The sequence below is a fragment of the Mycolicibacterium vulneris genome (assembly GCF_002104765.1).
GTDB lineage: Bacteria > Actinomycetota > Actinomycetes > Mycobacteriales > Mycobacteriaceae > Mycobacterium > Mycobacterium vulneris.
Window position 1 is genome coordinate 299,578 of the sequence record NZ_NCXM01000003.1, and the last position, 16,300, is coordinate 315,877.

A 16,300-nucleotide genomic window follows, 5' to 3' on the forward strand; every position below is an offset into this window, starting at 1 on the left:
CAACGGTGGGCCGGGTCTGATCGCTCAGACATCCAGGAAGCGAACGTCCTTGGCATTACGGGTGATAAAGCTGCGGCGCGCGTCGACGTCCTCGCCCATCAGGATGGAGAACAGTTCGTCGGCGGCCGCGGCGTCGTCGAGCGTGACTTGGCGCAGCACCCGGACGCTGGGATCCATTGTGGTTTCCCACAATTCCTTGGCATCCATTTCACCGAGACCCTTGTAGCGCTGGATCCCGTCGTCCTTGTTGATCTTCTTGCCCGCCTTTTGCCCGGCGTCCAGCAAGCCGTCACGCTCGCGGTCGGAGTAGGCGAATTCGGGTTCGCTGCGCTGCCACTTCAGCTTGTACAGCGGCGGCTGCGCCAGGAACACGTGGCCGTGCTCGATCAGCGGCCGCATGAACCGGAACAGCAGCGTCAACAACAGGGTCGAAATGTGCTGGCCGTCAACGTCCGCGTCGGCCATCAGCACGATCTTGTGATAGCGCAGCTTGGTGATGTCGAACTCGTCGTGGATACCGGTGCCCAGCGCGGTGATGATCGCCTGGACTTCGGTGTTCTTCAAAACCCGGTCGATGCGGGCCTTTTCGACGTTGATGATCTTGCCGCGCAGCGGCAGGATGGCCTGGAACATCGAGTCACGGCCACTCTTGGCCGAACCTCCGGCCGAGTCGCCCTCCACCACATACAGTTCCGACTTGCGCGGGTCGCTGGAGCGGCAGTCGGCGAGCTTGCCGGGCAGCCCGCCGAGATCGGTAGCGCTCTTGCGGCGCACCAACTCTCGCGCTTTGCGCGCGGCGATGCGGGCCTGCGCCGACGACACCGCCTTATTAACCACGACCTTGGCGTCGGCGGGGTTGGCCTCGAACCAGTGCGTGAGTTGTTCGTTGCAGACCTTCTGCACGAACGACTTGACTTCGGTGTTGCCCAGTTTGGTCTTGGTCTGGCCCTCGAACTGGGGTTCGCTGACCTTGACCGAGATCACCGCGGCCAGGCCCTCACGGATGTCGTCGCCGGTGAGGTTCGGATCCTTGTCTTTCAGCAGCTTCTTGTCTTTGGCGTACTTGTTGACCACCGTCGTCAGCGCGCTGCGGAAACCCTCTTCGTGGGTGCCACCCTCGTGGGTGTTGATGGTGTTGGCGAAGGTGTGCACCGATTCCGAGTAGCCACCGTTCCACTGCATGGCGATTTCGACCTCGTGGCCGGGGCCCTTGCCGTCGAAGTCGATGATGCTCTGCTGGATCGGGCTCTTGGTGCGGTTGATGTGCTTGACGAAGTCGACGAGCCCACCGGGGTAGTGGAACGTGCGGTGCTTAACCTTATGGGGTGCAGTGGATTCCGCGGCCTTCTCCTGGGCAGATTTGGGTGCCTCGGCGGTGTCGCTGACGACCTCGTCGACCACCTCCTCGTTGCTGACCCGCTCGTCGGTGAGGTTGATCGTCAACCCCTTGTTGAGGAACGCCATCTCTTGCAGCCGGCGCGCGACGGTCTCGAAGTCGTACTCGGTGGTCTCGAAGATTTCCGGGTCGGCCCAGAATCGGATCGTGGTGCCGGTGCGCTTGGTGGCCTCACCCTGCTTGAGGGTGCCGGGCACGGCGCGGTCGTAATACTGCGACCATTCGTGGCCGTCGCGGGCGATGTCCACCTCGAGCCGGGTCGAGAGCGCGTTGACCACCGACACACCGACGCCGTGCAGACCACCACTGACGTTGTAGCCGCTGTTCTCACCGCCGAACTTGCCACCCGCGTGCAGTTGGGTCATCACGACGTCGACGGTGGGGGCGCCGGTCGCGTGCATGGCGACCGGGATGCCACGGCCGTTGTCGGACACCTCCACGCTGCCGTCGTCGAGAATGCGGACGTCTACCTTGTCGGCGTAGCCGGCCATCGCCTCGTCGACCGAGTTGTCGACCACCTCCCAGATGAGGTGGTGCAGACCACGCTCACCAGTGGACCCGATGTACATACCGGGGCGTTTGCGGACGGCCTCCAGGCCTTCGAGCACGGTGATCGCTGAAGCGCCGTAATCGTCTTGCGCCTTCTTCTTCTGGGCAGCCACGGTCGGAATGCTCTCCTTGGGGTTTCATGCGGGCGGTTCCAGTCACCGCAACAGTCGCATCCTGCCAGTCTAGCGTGAGCAGCCGTCCGCACCGATTTTCTGGCCGCGTTTCTACCCAGCTAACCGCGCCGTGCGCACGATTTCTTTATTCTGGCCGCGTCCCGACGTGCGTCGAGGGGGTCCGCGTCGTCCTGGCGGATTTCAGGGGCCTGTGGACGACCCCCGTCCGGGGATCCGCGGTTGCCATCAAACTCCCTAACCGTAGGTGTCGCGCGGTCCTCTTCCAGCGATATGACGCGGCCCCTTGCGCCACGAAGGCGCGGCCGGGCCGGTGATCTTCACCGATGTCACCACGCCGTTGCCGACGGCGGCGGCGATCTTGGCCAGTAACTGCGACTGGATCATCCGCAACTGGGTGGCCCACGCCGTCGATTCGGCGGCCACGCTCAGCACACCATCGTTGAGGGCGGTCGGTGTCGCATGGTCAGCGATCTGATGTCCGACGACGGTCGCCCAGTTGCCCAGCACGGTGCCCTCGGCGACTTGCGCCGACCAACCCCGTTTTTTCGCCAGATCACGCGCCAGGTTGCCCAGGGGTTGCGGATCGCGAACATCGGGTCCCGGCCCCGACCAACTGCGTCGCCGGCCCGCCACCCGGCGCGGGGTGGGGGCCACCGCCCGGCCACGGCCGGCGTCTTTTCCCTGCGCCCGCGCGGCGGCGCGCGCCTCCTCCAGGGTGCGCCGCACCAGATCGATCCCACTGAGCGCACTCGACGGCTCGATAGGACGCGAACCGTCATCCGTGCCGGTCACGAGCGCATCTCCGATATCCGTCCCGAGTCGCCGTCGCGTAAGTCGACGTACACCTGCCGAGCCTCCCAGCCCGCCGGAATGTCTTCCAGCACCGCCGCGGTGACCAACACCTGTTCGGCCGATTCGGCCACCGTGGCCAGCGCCCGGCGCCGCGCCGCGTCGAGTTCGGCGAACACGTCGTCGAGCAATAACACGGGATCGCTCTCTTCGGCGCGCAGTAATTCGTAAGCGGCCAACCGCAGCGACAACGCGAACGACCACGATTCCCCGTGGCTGGCAAAGCCTTTCGCGGGCTGGTCGCCGAGCCACAATTCCAAGTCGTCGCGGTGCGGGCCGACGAGGCACATACCGCGGTCCAGCTCCGCGTCGCGGCGCGCCGACAATGCCGCCAGCAAGGCGGCTTCCAGGAACTCGCGATCGGCACCGGCGACGTCCGCCGCTGCCTCGGCGCCCAGGCTGGATCGATAGCCGATGGAGGCGACGCGCGATCCCGGCGCCAGCAGCTGATAGGCCTTCTCGACTTCCGGTGCCAATTGGTTCACCAAATCGATACGGACAGCCATCAATTCGGCTCCGTATTCGGCCAGCCTGCTGTCCCAGACGTCTAGCGTGTCCAGGGCGCTCTGATCGCCGCGGTAGCGCGCACCGGACAGGGATTTCAACAGCGCCGTGCGCTGCCGCAAGACTTTTTCGTAGTCGGCGCGGACCCCGGCCACCGCCGGCCGCCGCACGGTCGCCAAATCGTCGAGGTAGCGCCGCCGATCGGACGGATCACCGCGGACCAGGGACAAATCCTCTGGAGCAAACAGCACCGCGCGCAAGACCCCGATCACCTCGCGCGTACTGCGCACCGGTGAGCGATTCAGCCGCGCCTTATTTGCCCGGCCGGCCGCGATTTCCAGATCGACCGCGCACTCCCTGCCTTCGTTGACCACGATCGTGGAAACCACCGCGCGGTCGGCGCCCGCGCGGATCAACGGCGCATCCGTGCCCACCCGATGTGAACCCATGGTGCTTGAATACCACAGAGCCTCAAGGAGATTCGTCTTCCCAAACCCGTTGGACCCGATGAAGACCGTCCGACCAGGCTGCAATTCGAGGTCGGCGTGTGCCCAGGACCGGAAATCGCGCAGTCCCAAATGCCGGACGTACACCTAGCCAGGCAACCGGACGGGCATCAGCAAGTAGACGTAATCGGTCGGCAGGGCGCTGTAGGGCCCCGCGCCGGTCGGGTGGCTGTCGTCATTCAACGCCGGACGCAGCAACGCCGGCTTGCCCGGCGTCGTGAAACCGAACGACACCCGCTCGGAATGGACCGATCCCAATCCGTCGGTCAGGTACGTCGGGTTGAAGGCGATCGTCAGCGGCTCCCCGACGAAATCGACCGCCAAGTCCTCCTCGGCCCGGCCGACGTCATCGGCACCGGCGGACAGCCGCAGCGATCCCTCGCTGAATTCCATCCGCACCTGGGCGCCCCGGTCGGCCACCAACGCCACCAGCTTGATCGCCTCGGTCAACTCCGCGACGTTGATGGTCGCGACCGCCGTGTGCTCCGCCGGCAACAACTGACGGAACTTCGGGAATTCCGCATCCAGCAGGCGGGTGGTGCTGCGCTTGCCGTTACCGCTGATGCCGAGCAACCCGTCTTTGCCGACGCCCGATCCCGCGCCCAGTGACAGCCGGACCTCGGAACCGTCGGCGCCCGTCCGCGCGGCCTCGGCCAGCGTCTTGGCCGGGACCAGGACCGCGGCTTCGATGTCGGGCGAGGCCGCCGACCAGGTCAGCTCGCGAACTGCCAGGCGGAACCTGTCGGTAGCGGCCAAAACCACGGTGTCACCCGAAATCTCAACCCTGATTCCGGTCAGCATCGGCAACGTGTCGTCGCGGCCGGCCGCGATGGCGACCTGGCTGATCGCCTCGGCGAACAGGTCGGCCGGCAACGTCCCGGTCTCTTCCGGCAGCGCCGGCAGCGTCGGGTAATCCTCAACCGCCATCGTCGGCAGCGAGAACCTGGCGTTTCCGCAGTGCAGCGCCACCCGGTTACCTTCGACGTAGAAGTCGATCGGCTTGTTCGGCAGCGCCCGCACGATGTCGGACAACAACCGACCGGATACCAAAACGCTTCCCGGAGAAGCAATTTCGGCTGCAACCTGTGCTTCGGCCGAAACCTCGTAATCGAATCCGGAGATCGTCAGGCCCTCATCGGTTCCCGAAAGCAGCACACCGGAAAGCACCGGCACCGCAGGTCGGGACGGCAGGTTCTTCGCCACCCACGACACCGCGTCTGCGAAAGACTCCCGCACCAAACGAAATTTCAAGTCGCTGAGGCCAGCCGTTGTCGTCGCCGCGTCCATAGCGTCCCTTCACCTACCCAGCGTTTTCGAATCCATTGGCTAGCCGCCCCCGCTAGCACGGGGCTCCGCCACGAACGCCGATGACACGTAATGCCAACGACGATCGCAACGGCAGTCGAAGAACAACCGTAGATCCTCCGACGCCATCTTGAAAGCTAATCGCAAAGCCTGACAACCCGAGCTGACGAAGGCTCAGACGACGGGTGTGCGCCGCGCGTCCCCAAGCCTGTATTTCAAAGAAGAACCGATGAAGAGATCTCAGTACCAGTATTAAGGCCTGTGCATTCTGGGGACAGCACCCTCTCGGCGCAGCTAGCGCCTCGATCGGGTTGTGCATCGCGGTGCGAACGCCTGTGGGTGACATGTTGGGCGGATGGGGACGAACGACGGCTGTGCACGCAAGGCTTGTCACTGCACCGGCGTTTGATTGCGTTGTGCACAGCCCTGCGCACATGCCCTGGGTGTGGCGGATGTGACAGACGGGTGTGAAGTTTCTCGAAAAAAATTACAAACAAGGGCAGCGGAAGCACGAAATTCGGCGCTCGCAGCGCTGGGGGAGCGGAGAACTCAGCGCTTGGAGCGCTGACGGATGCGAGTGGTGAGCTCCTTAACGTGATCAAAAACCTCACGCCGCTCGGCCATCTCGGACAAAATCTTGCGCTGCGCATACATGACCGTGGTGTGGTCCCGGCCGAATGCCTGCCCGATCTTGGGCAGTGAGAGGTCGGTGAGTTCGCGGCACAGATACATGGCGATCTGGCGCGACTGTGCCAGCGCCCGGGTCTTGCCGGGCCCGCGGAGCTCTTCGACGGTGGTGTCGAAGTATTCGGCGGTGGCCGCCATGATGGTGGCGGCACTGATCTGCATGGTGCTGGCATCGGCGATCAGATCGCGCAGCACAATCTCGGCGAGCGACTTGTCGATCGGCGTCTTGTTCAGCGACGCGAACGCGGTCACCCGGATTAGGGCACCCTCGAGCTCACGGATGTTGCGTTCGATGCTGCTGGCGATCAACTCGAGCACGTCGTCGGGCACCGCCAGCCGCTCCATCTGCGCTTTCTTGCGCAGGATGGCGATGCGGGTTTCCAGCTCCGGGGGCTGCACATCGGTGATCAAGCCCCACTCGAACCGCGTCCTGAGCCGGTCTTCGAGGGTGGCCAGCTGTTTGGGCGGCCGGTCCGACGAGATGACGATCTGCTTGTTGGCGTTATGCAGGGTGTTGAAGGTGTGGAAGAACTCCTCCTGGATACCTTCCTTGCCCTCGATGAACTGAATGTCATCGACCAGCAGCACGTCGACGTCGCGATAGCTGCGCTTGAATGCGACCTTGCGGTCGTCGCGAAGCGAGTTGATGAAGTCGTTGGTGAATTCCTCGGTGGAGACGTACTTGACCCGCATCCCGGGGAAGAGCCGCTGCGCGTAATTGCCGGCGGCATGCAACAGGTGGGTCTTGCCCAGACCGGACTCACCCCAGATGAACAAGGGGTTGTAAGCCCGGGCCGGCGCCTCGGCGATGGCCAGGGCGGCGGCGTGGGCGAACCGGTTGGAGGCGCCGATGACAAAGGTGTCGAAGGTGTAGCGACGGTTGAGGCTCGTTCCGGCGGCGACGGCCGGATCGATGGCGTGCGGCCGCTCAGTGAAGTAGTTGGGCCAGCCCGGTTGGTTGTCGTTGACGGTCTCGCTGTTTTCGAATGCTTCCTCGGTCTCGACGGCCGCGGCGTCAGCGGTGAACGACGGATCGGATTCGGGGAACGGTTCCGCCGGCGGGATGAGCGCGTCGTCGACATCGTCGGGTGGGGGAGCGATGCGGACGCCCAGCTGGATCTGCTGCCCGAGCCGGCGGCTCAGCGCATCGGTAATCGGGGCCCGCAGATGTCGTTCGATCTCGTTTTGGACAAAACTGCTCGGCACCGACAGCAGAGCAAATCCCTCGACGATGGTCAGCGGGCGAACCAGATTCAGCCACGCACGTTGCTGGGGAGTGAGGGGGGTGACCAGAGTCGTGCGGTTGGCGGCCATGCCGTCGGCGGTGGGCTCTCCGTTGAGTTCGGAAACGACCGCATTCCACACTGTCGTGAAACTGGAACCGGGGTCATCGGTCAACGACGCATCTCCCTGGTTCTCGAACGTCCCGACCCGAGTTACACCACGCTTGGGCGACAAAACATCTGTCCACATAGTTATACACAGGTGTGGACAGGATGATCGTAGGCGAGCCACAACCTACCGGCGACGGCTCGCGATCTCCGCGCTGGAAGAAAACCTCGAAAGGTTGTCTAGGCAGCTAGTCGATCCACCATCCTCGCTTCGTTGTCGAGCGCTGTTTCAGTCTAAAACGACTTCGCAGAAGCTAACAGTTTTCCGTTCGGCTGCCAACCGTTCCGCTGCATTCCAATCGGGTCGTTTAGGGCACCTGGTGCCTACTTCGGCTCGTTATGGTAGCCAACTCGGTCGTGGGTGTGACCGAAACGGAAATCTTTCTTGAGGGTCCGCGCGGTTCGTTGCGGGAAGCCAGGTTTGACCAGGCGAAGCCTCGTCAGTACCCTCAAACAGTCGCCCGAAAGTCGGCGATACGGCTGCGACCCGAACCACTTGGGGACCGCGCCGGCCAGCAGCACCAAGACCACCTCCGGTCGAACCGCAGACGAGCCCGATGCGAAACGTCTGAGCGGCCGGATGGCAACACAACGAGGAGAACGTCGTGGCCAAGGGCAAGCGGACCTTCCAGCCGAATAACCGGCGCCGAGCCCGCGTGCATGGTTTCCGCCTGCGGATGCGCACTCGTGCCGGACGCGCGATCGTGTCCGGTCGGCGCCGCAAGGGTCGTCGCGCGCTCTCTGCCTGAGCGCAACGGCAGGTCTTTCGGCGGTGCTTCCCGCACGCAACCGCATGACGCGATCAATTGACTTTGACGCGACGGTGAAGCACGGGATTCGTCTGGCACAGCCCGATGTCGTCGTGCACTTACGTCGGGGAGTGGACGGCGACGAAATCGGTGCGCCGCGCGTCGGATTGGTTGTGGGCAAGCCCGTCGGATCCGCCGTGGAACGCCACCGGGTCTCGCGCCGGTTGCGGCATGTGGCCCGCACGCTACTGAGCGAGCTCGGCCAATCCGATCAGTTGGTGATCCGTGCGCTGCCCAGCAGTCGTACCGCATCCTCGGCCCGACTTGAGCAGGAACTGCGTCGGTGCTTGCGACGCGTGCCGGCGGCGGGGAGCAGGTCGTGACGGCACCGGCGCGGCTGCGCGCGTTCACCCGTACGACCGGTAGGGTCGCCGCACGCGGAGTGATTTTTCTGATCCAGCTGTACCGGCATATGGTGTCGCCGCTACGCCCGGCGACGTGTCGCTTCGTTCCGACCTGCAGCCAGTACGCGGTCGATGCGCTCAACGAGTACGGCCTGATTCGGGGGAGCTGGTTGGCTGCGGCCAGGCTCGCCAAGTGCGGACCATGGCATGAAGGCGGATGGGATCCGATACCGGACCGCCCCGAAAGCCACGTGAATTGCCAAAATGCCAGCGACGCTTGGGTTGTCCGGGCGGCGCGAGGGGAGAGTGGATCTTTTGTTTGATTTCTTCAGCCTCGACTTCGTCTACTACCCCGTGTCGTGGATCATGTGGGTTTGGTACAAGTTGTTCGCCTCCATGCTGGGGCCGTCGAACTTCTTCGCCTGGGCGCTGTCGGTGATGTTCTTGGTCTTCACCCTGCGGGCGCTGCTCTACAAGCCGTTCGTGCGGCAGATCCGCACCACGCGCCAGATGCAGGAGCTGCAGCCGCAGATCAAGGCGCTGCAGAAGAAGTACGGCAAGGATCGGCAGCGCATGGCGCTCGAGATGCAGAAGTTGCAGCGCGAGCACGGCTTCAACCCGATCCTGGGCTGTCTGCCGATGCTGGCGCAGATCCCCGTGTTCATCGGTCTGTATCACGTGCTGCGCTCGTTCAACCGGACCACCGGCGGCTTCGGCCAGCCCCATTTGTCGGTGGCGCAGAACCGCATGACCGGGAACTACGTCTTCACCCCGACCGATGTCGGACACTTCCTGGACGCCAACTTGTTCGGCGCACCCATTGGTGCCTTTATGACGCAGCGCACCGGGCTGGACGCGTTCACGTTCTTCAGCCGTCCGGCGGTGATCGCGGTGGGGCTGCCGGTGATGATCCTGGCGGGCGTCGCGACCTACTTCAACAGCCGGGCGTCGGTGGCGCGCCAGAGCCCGGAGGCGGCGGCCAACCCACAGACCGCGATGATGAACAAACTCGCGCTCTACGTCTTCCCGCTCGGCGTGGTGGTCGGTGGGCCGTTCCTTCCGCTCGCGATCATCCTGTACTGGTTCGCCAACAACATCTGGACCTTCGCGCAGCAGCATTACGTCTTCGGGATGATCGAAAAAGAGGACGAAGCCAAGAAGCAGGAAGTGATCCAGCGTCGGGCGGCCAATGCGCCGGCGCCGGGAGCGAAGCCGAAGCGGAACCCCAAGGCGGCGTCGCCGGGCGGCAACGGCTTGTCGACGGACGACAGCGATTCCGATGCATCCGGTTCGACGACGGCGGCTTCTGACGGGGCCGACGGCCCGGCCGCCGGCGCGAGCGAGCGGCCTACGAACCGCACGCCGCGGCCCGGGGCGCGACCGAAAAAACGCAAGCGCTGATCCGGGCGGAGTAGCTATCGGGGCCGCCCGAACAGGGCGACTCCAATTGGGCTGGGGCCCATGGAACGAGGGAGAGAAGACCATGACAGACGCCGACACCACCGAGCGCGACGCCGATACCGAGCTCGACACACAAGCGGCCGCCGAGGATGCCGCGGAATCCGGTGCGGAGGAAAGCGATGATCTCGAGGAGCGGTTGGTCGCCGAGGGCGAGATAGCCGGCGACTACCTCGAAGAGCTGTTGGACCTGTTGGACTTCGACGGTGACATCGACTTGGACGTCGAGGGCAGCCGCGCGATCGTCAGCATCGATGGCAGCGACGACTTGAACAAGTTGGTCGGCCGCGGCGGTGAGGTGCTCGACGCGCTGCAGGAACTAACGCGGCTCGCGGTGCACCAGAAGACTGGCGTGCGGAGCCGGTTGATGCTCGACATCGCGAGCTGGCGCCGGCGACGCCGGGAGGAACTGGCGGCGCTGGGCGACAAGGTCGCGCGTCGGGTGCTCGAATCCGGGGAACGCGAAGAGCTCTCGCCGATGACACCGTTCGAACGCAAGATCGTCCACGACGCCGTCGCGGCGGTCGACGGGGTGCACAGCGAGAGCGAAGGCGTCGAGCCCGCGCGCCGCGTGGTCGTCCTGCACGACTGACCGCCCAGAGTTACAGCGGTGTAGTTCCCGTCGCCCGCCCGGCCTCCGAAGGTTGCAAGTGCACGCTCCAACTAGAGGATGTTTCACGTGAAACATGTCGGTCCCACCGACGCCGCGACGGGTCCGTCGGGGGAGGGCGCGGGGATCCGCGCGGCCCCAGACTCGGCGACCACGATCTTCGGCGACCGGCTGGGAACCGCGCAACGCTATGCGGAACTCCTCGCGACCGCCGGAGTGGAACGTGGGCTGCTCGGCCCGCGCGAGGTAGACCGTATCTGGGAACGCCACATTCTCAACAGCGCGGTGCTCGGTGAATTACTCGGCTCGGGCGAACGGATCATCGATATCGGCAGCGGGGCGGGCCTGCCCGGGATACCGTTGGCGATCGTGCGTCCCGACTTGGACGTCGTATTGCTTGAGCCGCTGTTGAGGCGCAGCGAATTTCTCAACGAGGTCATCATCGAACTAGGGTTAGCCGTCGAGGTGGTCCGTGGCCGTGCGGAGGAACCGGGAGTGCGCCACCGGTTCAGGGAGAGGGATGCTGCGGTGTCGCGAGCGGTTGCGTCATTGGACAAGCTGACGAAATGGAGCCTGCCACTACTACGTCCCGATGGGCGGATGCTCGCCATCAAGGGGGAGCGGGCTTTCGATGAAGTTGAACAGTACCGGCGTGTGATGGCAGCATCGGGCGCCGCTGATGTCAGGGTGGTGACATGTGGCGCGAACTATTTGCGTCCCCCCGCAACCGTAGTTTCAGTGCGACGCGGAAAGCCGCCACACCACAAGCCGGCATGGACCGGGAAGGCCGGAACCCGATGAATTCTTCAGGAGATTGGCCGGTGGCTCCGCAGGGGCCGGCCGACATTCACCAGGCTCCAGCGCCGGCTCCAACGGCGGCGAATCCGGACGTGTCCGCGCCGCCACCGGTTGCCCCCCCGCCGACCGTGGGGACGAATGTTTCACGTGAAACAGTGGACGAATTCGACACCCCGATCGGAGCCGCCGCCGAGCGCGCGATGCGGGTGCTGCACACCACCTACCCACCGCTGCGCCGGCCGTCCCATCGTCGAGTGTTCACGGTCGCGAATCAGAAGGGCGGCGTCGGAAAGACGACCACCACCGTCAACCTCGCGGCCGCCCTCGCGCTGCAGGGACTCAAGACCCTCGTCATCGATCTCGATCCCCAGGGCAACGCCAGCACAGCGCTCGGCATCACCGACCGCCAATCGGGGACGCCATCGTCGTACGAGGTTTTGCTCGGCGAGGTCGCCGTGCACGACGCGCTCCGGCAGAGCCCGCACAACGAGCGGCTGTTCTGCATCCCGGCGACGATCGACCTGGCCGGCGCCGAAATCGAATTGGTCAGCATGGTGGCGCGCGAGAACCGATTGCGCACCGCGCTGGCCGACCTCGACAGCCTGGACTTCGACTGCGTCTTCATCGACTGCCCGCCATCGCTCGGGTTGCTGACCATCAATGCGCTCGTCGCCGCCCCGGAGGTGATGATCCCGATCCAGTGCGAGTACTACGCCCTCGAGGGCGTCTCGCAGCTGATGCGCAACATTGAGATGGTGAAGGCCCACCTCAATCCCAGACTCGAGGTGACCACCGTCGTGCTGACCATGTACGACGGCCGCACCAAACTCGCGGACCAGGTCGCGGAAGAGGTACGCCGATATTTCGGAAGCAAGGTGTTGCGCACGGTGATTCCGCGCAGCGTGAAGGTTTCCGAGGCGCCCGGCTACAGCATGACCATCATCGATTACGACCCCGGCTCACGCGGGGCGATGAGCTATCTCGATGCGAGCCGCGAACTCGCCGAGCGCGATTGACCACCATCCGCGAAGGGACGACTATGACGCAGCCGTTACGCAAGAAGGGCGGCCTCGGCCGGGGCCTGGCTTCGCTAATTCCGACCGGCCCCGCGGAGGGTGACTCCGGGCCGGCGACACTCGGTCCGCGGATGGGCGACGCCGCCGCCGACGTCTTGATCGGGGGACCGCCGCCACAGGACGCATCGTCGGTGGGAGCGGTCTATCGCGAGATCGCGCCGGCCGACATCGAACGCAACCCGCGTCAGCCCCGGCAGGTCTTCGATGAGGAGGCGCTGTCGGAACTGGTGCACTCCATCCGCGAGTTCGGCCTCTTGCAGCCGATCGTGGTGCGGGCCGTCAAGGACTCCGCGACCGGTGCGCGTTATCAGATCGTGATGGGGGAGCGGCGCTGGCGCGCAGCCCAAGAGGCCGGCCTGGCGACCATCCCGGCCATCGTGCGCGAGACCGGCGACGACGATCTGCTGCGCGACGCCCTCTTGGAAAACATCCATCGGGTGCAGCTGAATCCGTTAGAAGAAGCGGCCGCCTACCAACAACTGCTCGACGAGTTCGGGGTCACCCACGATGAACTTGCCGCGCGCATCGGCCGGTCGCGGCCGTTGATCACCAACATGATCCGGTTGCTCAAGCTACCGATCGCGGTGCAGCGGCGGGTCGCCGCCGGCGTGCTGTCCGCCGGTCACGCGCGTGCATTGCTGTCGCTGGAGGCGGGCCCGGAGGCTCAGGAGGAGCTGGCCACCCGGATCGTCGCCGAGGGGCTGTCGGTGCGGGCCACCGAGGAGGCGGTCACCTTGGCCAACCGGAGCGGTGCGGCCACGCCGACCGCCCCGCGTCGCAAGCCGATCCAGATGCCGGGCCTGCAAGACGTTGCTGACAAGCTCTCGACAGCCTTCGACACCCGGGTCACGGTCAGTCTGGGCAAACGCAAGGGCAAGATCGTCGTCGAGTTCGGTTCGGTGGACGATTTGCAGCGGATCATCGACGTCATGTCCCCGCCCAAGGCATGAACTAGGACACCGCGTAATTACGTCACTGTGACACCGAGGCCGTTTTTGCCGGGACTTCACGTGCGCCAGGTGTTCCGGATCGACGAATCGGCATGCGCATCAACAACTTTCGACCATAGGCGCGATGTAGCGTCGCGGCGCCGGGCGTTCGGGGCCGCCAACCCCGGTGGCCAGGCCAAAGCTGGCCCGATCCCGACAACCTCTCCTATTCTGGAGGGGTTGCCGGTGCAGATCGCCGCAGTACCGCACAGAAGCCAGGAGGGTAGTGTCCGCTCGAATCATGCCGCTACGGCTCGAGGCATTCGAGCAGCTTCCCAAGCACGCACGCAGGTGCGTCTTCTGGGAAGTCGATCCAGCGACCCTCGGTAATCAGGACCACCTCACCGACCCCGAATTCGAAAAAGAAGCGTGGCTGTCGATGGTGATGCTGGAGTGGGGTTCGTGCGGACAGGTCGCGACCGCCGTCCCCGACGAGCGGAGCCAAGCCGAGCCGCCGTGCCTGGGCTACGTGTTCTATGCGCCGCCGCGGGCGGTGCCGCGGGCCCAGCGTTTCCCGACCGGTCCGGTATCGGCGGACGCGGTGCTGCTGACGTCGATGGGCATCGAACCGGGGCCGGCGGCCGACGACCTACCGCATGGTTTGATCGCCCGAGTCATCGCCGAACTGGTGCGCCGCGGCGTCCGCGCGCTCGAAGCGTTCGGCCGGACCCCGGCGGCTTCCGAATTGCAAGATCCGCGCCTCGTCGGCCCGGACGTGCGGCCGGTCCTGGAAGCCGTCGGCGACTGCTCGGTGGATCACTGCGTCATGGATGCAGAATTTCTGAAAGACGCGGGTTTCGTTGTGGTGGCGCCACATACGTATTTCCCCCGGCTGCGCCTCGAGCTCGACAAGGGCCTCGGGTGGAAGGCGGAGGTGGAAGCCGCCCTGGAGCGCCTGCTGGAGAACGCGCATTTGGAGCAGCCGGTGGGCGCGGGGTCCACGACAGGGAATACGTTGAAAACCACCCAGGGTGGTTAGAACCTAGGAACCGCCAAGTTGGCTGGTGCGTTCCACCGACAGTTCGTGGGCCAGCAATTCGGCGAAAGTGAATGTGCCAGTGGGCCGGTCGTTCTTGCCCAACAGGTAGAGCCGCTTGACCGCGGCCAGGATTCCCTCGGCGATGGCGTCACGGGTCTGGGTCGAGACCAGCATCGAGCGATCCCGCGGGTTGGTGATGTAGCCAACGTCGACCTGCACCGTCGGCATCCGGGTCAGGCGCAGCAGGTCCCATGTCCGGCCGTGCGTGCGGCAGTCTCGTAAACCGGTGCGGGCCACGACTTCTCGCTGGATGAAGTCGGCGAGGTTACGCCCGATGGTGGAGACCGATCCATGCGAGTTGCCGAAGTGAAAGGAAGCCACCCCATTGGCGGCGGTGCTGAGCTGACTTTCGCAGCGCAGGCTGATCATCAGGTCGGCGCCGACGTTGTTCGCGGTGGCGGCGCGTTCGGCGTCGAGGGGGCTACGGCTGACCGGTCGGGACAGGAAGGTTTCCATGCCGATCGCGGCCATCCGTCCCTCCAGGCGGCTGGCCAAGTCCCACAACACATCTGCTTCGCTGACGGGTCCGGACGGACCCTGCATGATCGTGCCGTGGTCCGCGCCGCCGCGGCCCGGATCGATGATGATCCGCTTGCCCGACAGTTTGGGACCCGATGAGCGAACCAGCTCCTCCTCGCGCAGCGCATGCGGAGATCCGCCGGTGACCCGCGAACTCAGAAAGTGAAAGGAGCGCAACGTTTCCGGGCCGCAGATGCCGTCGGCGGACAGCCCGTACTCGCGCTGATATGACATCAAGGCGTTGTGGGTCTGCAACCCGAAGTAGCCGTCAACCAGCCCGGTGTAGAAGCCGAGATCCTGCAGCCGTGCCTGCAGCGTGGCGACGTCATCGCCGAACAGCGGGGCGCCGAATTGGTGATAGAGCGTGCGGGCACCGAGCCGGTACGACGCCTCCTTCAGCGCCCGGTAGGTGGCCTCGCCGACGATGCCGTCCACCAGCAGACCGCGATGCTGTTGAAAGGCGCGAACTGCCTGGTCAAGCTCGGCATCGAAAAGTTCGAGGGCCACGTGCCGCCCGGTGTTGAGATCGTCCTCGGAGCTATCCAGCAGGCCCAGTGTGGCCAGGGTTGCCCGGATCTCGGTCACAGCAGCGCTGCGGTCACCACAGCGCAGCGCGTCGCCGTATTCGCGGCGCGGACTCGACATACCAAGGGCCCTCCGGGACTAATTGACAAGCTCAGATGTAGGCAACAGCTAACCGTATTGTCGCAGACGCTTCGCAAATTCGGGAAAACCCCAGGCCATGCGCGGGGCGTGGTGGGACGAATTGAATGTATGTCAGCCGAGGTCGGGAACCGCGTCTGAGAGCTCACGCAGTAAAGATGCCTTGCCCTTCGCGCCGACTATCCGCTTCACCGGCTGCCCGCCTTTGAACAGGATCAGGGTGGGAATAGAGACCACCTGGAAGTTCTGCGCGGTTTCGGGGTTGGCGTCGACGTCGAGCTTGGCAACGGTGAGGTGTTCGCCGCGCTCGCTGGCGATCTCCTCGAGAACCGGCGCGACCATTTTGCAAGGGCCGCACCAGGTCGCCCAAAAGTCAACCAGCACAGGCTTATTGCTGGACAACACGTCGGTGGAGAATGACGCGTCAGATACTTCTATTGTGGCACCGGCTTTTTCGGCATCGGTCATTGTGGTGCTCCAATCAATGTGTCGGTACTGCCGGGAAATTCGGTGGCGTCGCCTTGTGCGGCGGCGCTGTTCTCTTCGTGGTCGGTGAGCCAGCGTTCGGCGTCGATGGCGGCCGCGCAGCCGCTGCCTGCGGCGGTGACGGCCTGGCGGTAGGTGCGATCCACCAGGTCCCCGGAGGCGAACACCCCATCAATCGAGGTAGCCGT

The 16,300-nt window shown here is 64.9% G+C and carries 16 protein-coding genes and 1 pseudogene; 9 read left to right on the forward strand and 8 right to left on the reverse strand.

Features of this window, described 5'->3' with window-relative positions; all coding sequences use genetic code 11:
- Window positions 1–24: 24 nt before the first annotated feature.
- The 5 genes from gyrB to dnaA all read right to left on the reverse strand — a co-directional run bounded on the left by gyrB (window position 25) and on the right by dnaA (window position 7,328).
- Complete coding sequence (gyrB, locus tag B8W69_RS04695) at window positions 25–2,058, reverse strand: DNA topoisomerase (ATP-hydrolyzing) subunit B (RefSeq protein ID WP_085288775.1); 2,034 nt, start codon at window positions 2,056–2,058, stop codon at window positions 25–27.
- A gap of 255 nt (window positions 2,059–2,313) precedes the next feature.
- A complete protein-coding gene (locus B8W69_RS04700; RefSeq protein WP_085288776.1) occupies window positions 2,314–2,871 on the reverse strand; it encodes a DUF721 family protein in 558 nt (185 codons plus the stop codon).
- On the reverse strand, window positions 2,868–4,025 hold the full coding sequence (recF, locus tag B8W69_RS04705) for a DNA replication/repair protein RecF (RefSeq protein WP_085288777.1): 1,158 nt from the start codon (window positions 4,023–4,025) through the stop codon (window positions 2,868–2,870). The genes B8W69_RS04700 and recF overlap by 4 nt, the downstream gene beginning before the upstream one ends.
- Window positions 4,026–5,225 (reverse strand): DNA polymerase III subunit beta, encoded by a 1,200-nt coding sequence (gene dnaN / locus B8W69_RS04710; RefSeq protein ID WP_085288778.1) that lies wholly within the window; start codon window positions 5,223–5,225, stop codon window positions 4,026–4,028.
- 567 nt (window positions 5,226–5,792) lie between these two features.
- A complete protein-coding gene (dnaA, locus tag B8W69_RS04715) occupies window positions 5,793–7,328 on the reverse strand; it encodes a chromosomal replication initiator protein DnaA (protein WP_085288779.1) in 1,536 nt (511 codons plus the stop codon).
- 598 nt (window positions 7,329–7,926) lie between these two features.
- Here dnaA and rpmH point away from each other — a divergent pair.
- The 9 genes from rpmH (at window position 7,927) to B8W69_RS04765 (ending at window position 14,384) form a co-directional block, all read left to right on the forward strand.
- Window positions 7,927–8,070, forward strand: coding sequence for a 50S ribosomal protein L34 (gene rpmH / locus B8W69_RS04725; RefSeq protein WP_003874369.1), 144 nt, complete (start codon window positions 7,927–7,929; stop codon window positions 8,068–8,070).
- Between the two features lie 23 nt (window positions 8,071–8,093).
- Window positions 8,094–8,453: a ribonuclease P protein component gene (rnpA, locus tag B8W69_RS04730; RefSeq protein WP_085288781.1), complete on the forward strand. Its 360-nt coding sequence runs from the start codon at window positions 8,094–8,096 to the stop codon at window positions 8,451–8,453.
- Window positions 8,450–8,797, forward strand: a complete 348-nt coding sequence (yidD, locus tag B8W69_RS04735) for a membrane protein insertion efficiency factor YidD (protein ID WP_085288818.1) — start codon at window positions 8,450–8,452, stop codon at window positions 8,795–8,797. The genes rnpA and yidD overlap by 4 nt, the downstream gene beginning before the upstream one ends.
- On the forward strand, window positions 8,781–9,875 hold the full coding sequence (yidC, locus tag B8W69_RS04740; protein WP_110881831.1) for a membrane protein insertase YidC: 1,095 nt from the start codon (window positions 8,781–8,783) through the stop codon (window positions 9,873–9,875). The genes yidD and yidC overlap by 17 nt, the downstream gene beginning before the upstream one ends.
- A gap of 82 nt (window positions 9,876–9,957) precedes the next feature.
- Window positions 9,958–10,524, forward strand: a complete 567-nt coding sequence (locus tag B8W69_RS04745; RefSeq protein ID WP_085288783.1) for a Jag family protein — start codon at window positions 9,958–9,960, stop codon at window positions 10,522–10,524.
- A 78-nt stretch (window positions 10,525–10,602) separates the two neighbouring features.
- A complete protein-coding gene (rsmG, locus tag B8W69_RS04750; protein WP_085288784.1) occupies window positions 10,603–11,343 on the forward strand; it encodes a 16S rRNA (guanine(527)-N(7))-methyltransferase RsmG in 741 nt (246 codons plus the stop codon).
- The gene (locus B8W69_RS04755; RefSeq protein WP_245843111.1) at window positions 11,340–12,356 is read left to right on the forward strand and encodes a ParA family protein; all 1,017 of its coding nucleotides are present in this window, start codon (window positions 11,340–11,342) and stop codon (window positions 12,354–12,356) included. Before rsmG ends, B8W69_RS04755 begins: the two co-directional genes overlap by 4 nt.
- 23 nt (window positions 12,357–12,379) lie before the next feature.
- The gene (locus tag B8W69_RS04760) at window positions 12,380–13,366 is read left to right on the forward strand and encodes a ParB/RepB/Spo0J family partition protein (RefSeq protein WP_085288785.1); all 987 of its coding nucleotides are present in this window, start codon (window positions 12,380–12,382) and stop codon (window positions 13,364–13,366) included.
- 265 nt (window positions 13,367–13,631) lie between these two features.
- A complete protein-coding gene (locus B8W69_RS04765) occupies window positions 13,632–14,384 on the forward strand; it encodes an acetyltransferase (protein ID WP_110881832.1) in 753 nt (250 codons plus the stop codon).
- Between the two features lie 3 nt (window positions 14,385–14,387).
- On the opposite strand, the gene B8W69_RS04770 is transcribed toward B8W69_RS04765, so the two are convergent.
- From B8W69_RS04770 to B8W69_RS04780, 3 genes and pseudogenes are all read right to left on the reverse strand, one after another.
- Window positions 14,388–15,608 (reverse strand): N-acetylmuramoyl-L-alanine amidase, encoded by a 1,221-nt coding sequence (locus B8W69_RS04770; RefSeq protein WP_085288786.1) that lies wholly within the window; start codon window positions 15,606–15,608, stop codon window positions 14,388–14,390.
- Window positions 15,609–15,740: 132 nt separating this feature from the next.
- On the reverse strand, window positions 15,741–16,094 hold the full coding sequence (gene trxA / locus B8W69_RS04775; RefSeq protein ID WP_085288787.1) for a thioredoxin: 354 nt from the start codon (window positions 16,092–16,094) through the stop codon (window positions 15,741–15,743).
- Window positions 16,091–16,300, reverse strand: a pseudogene (locus tag B8W69_RS04780) (thioredoxin-disulfide reductase); the annotation flags it as partial. The pseudogene B8W69_RS04780 and the gene trxA, both read right to left, overlap by 4 nt.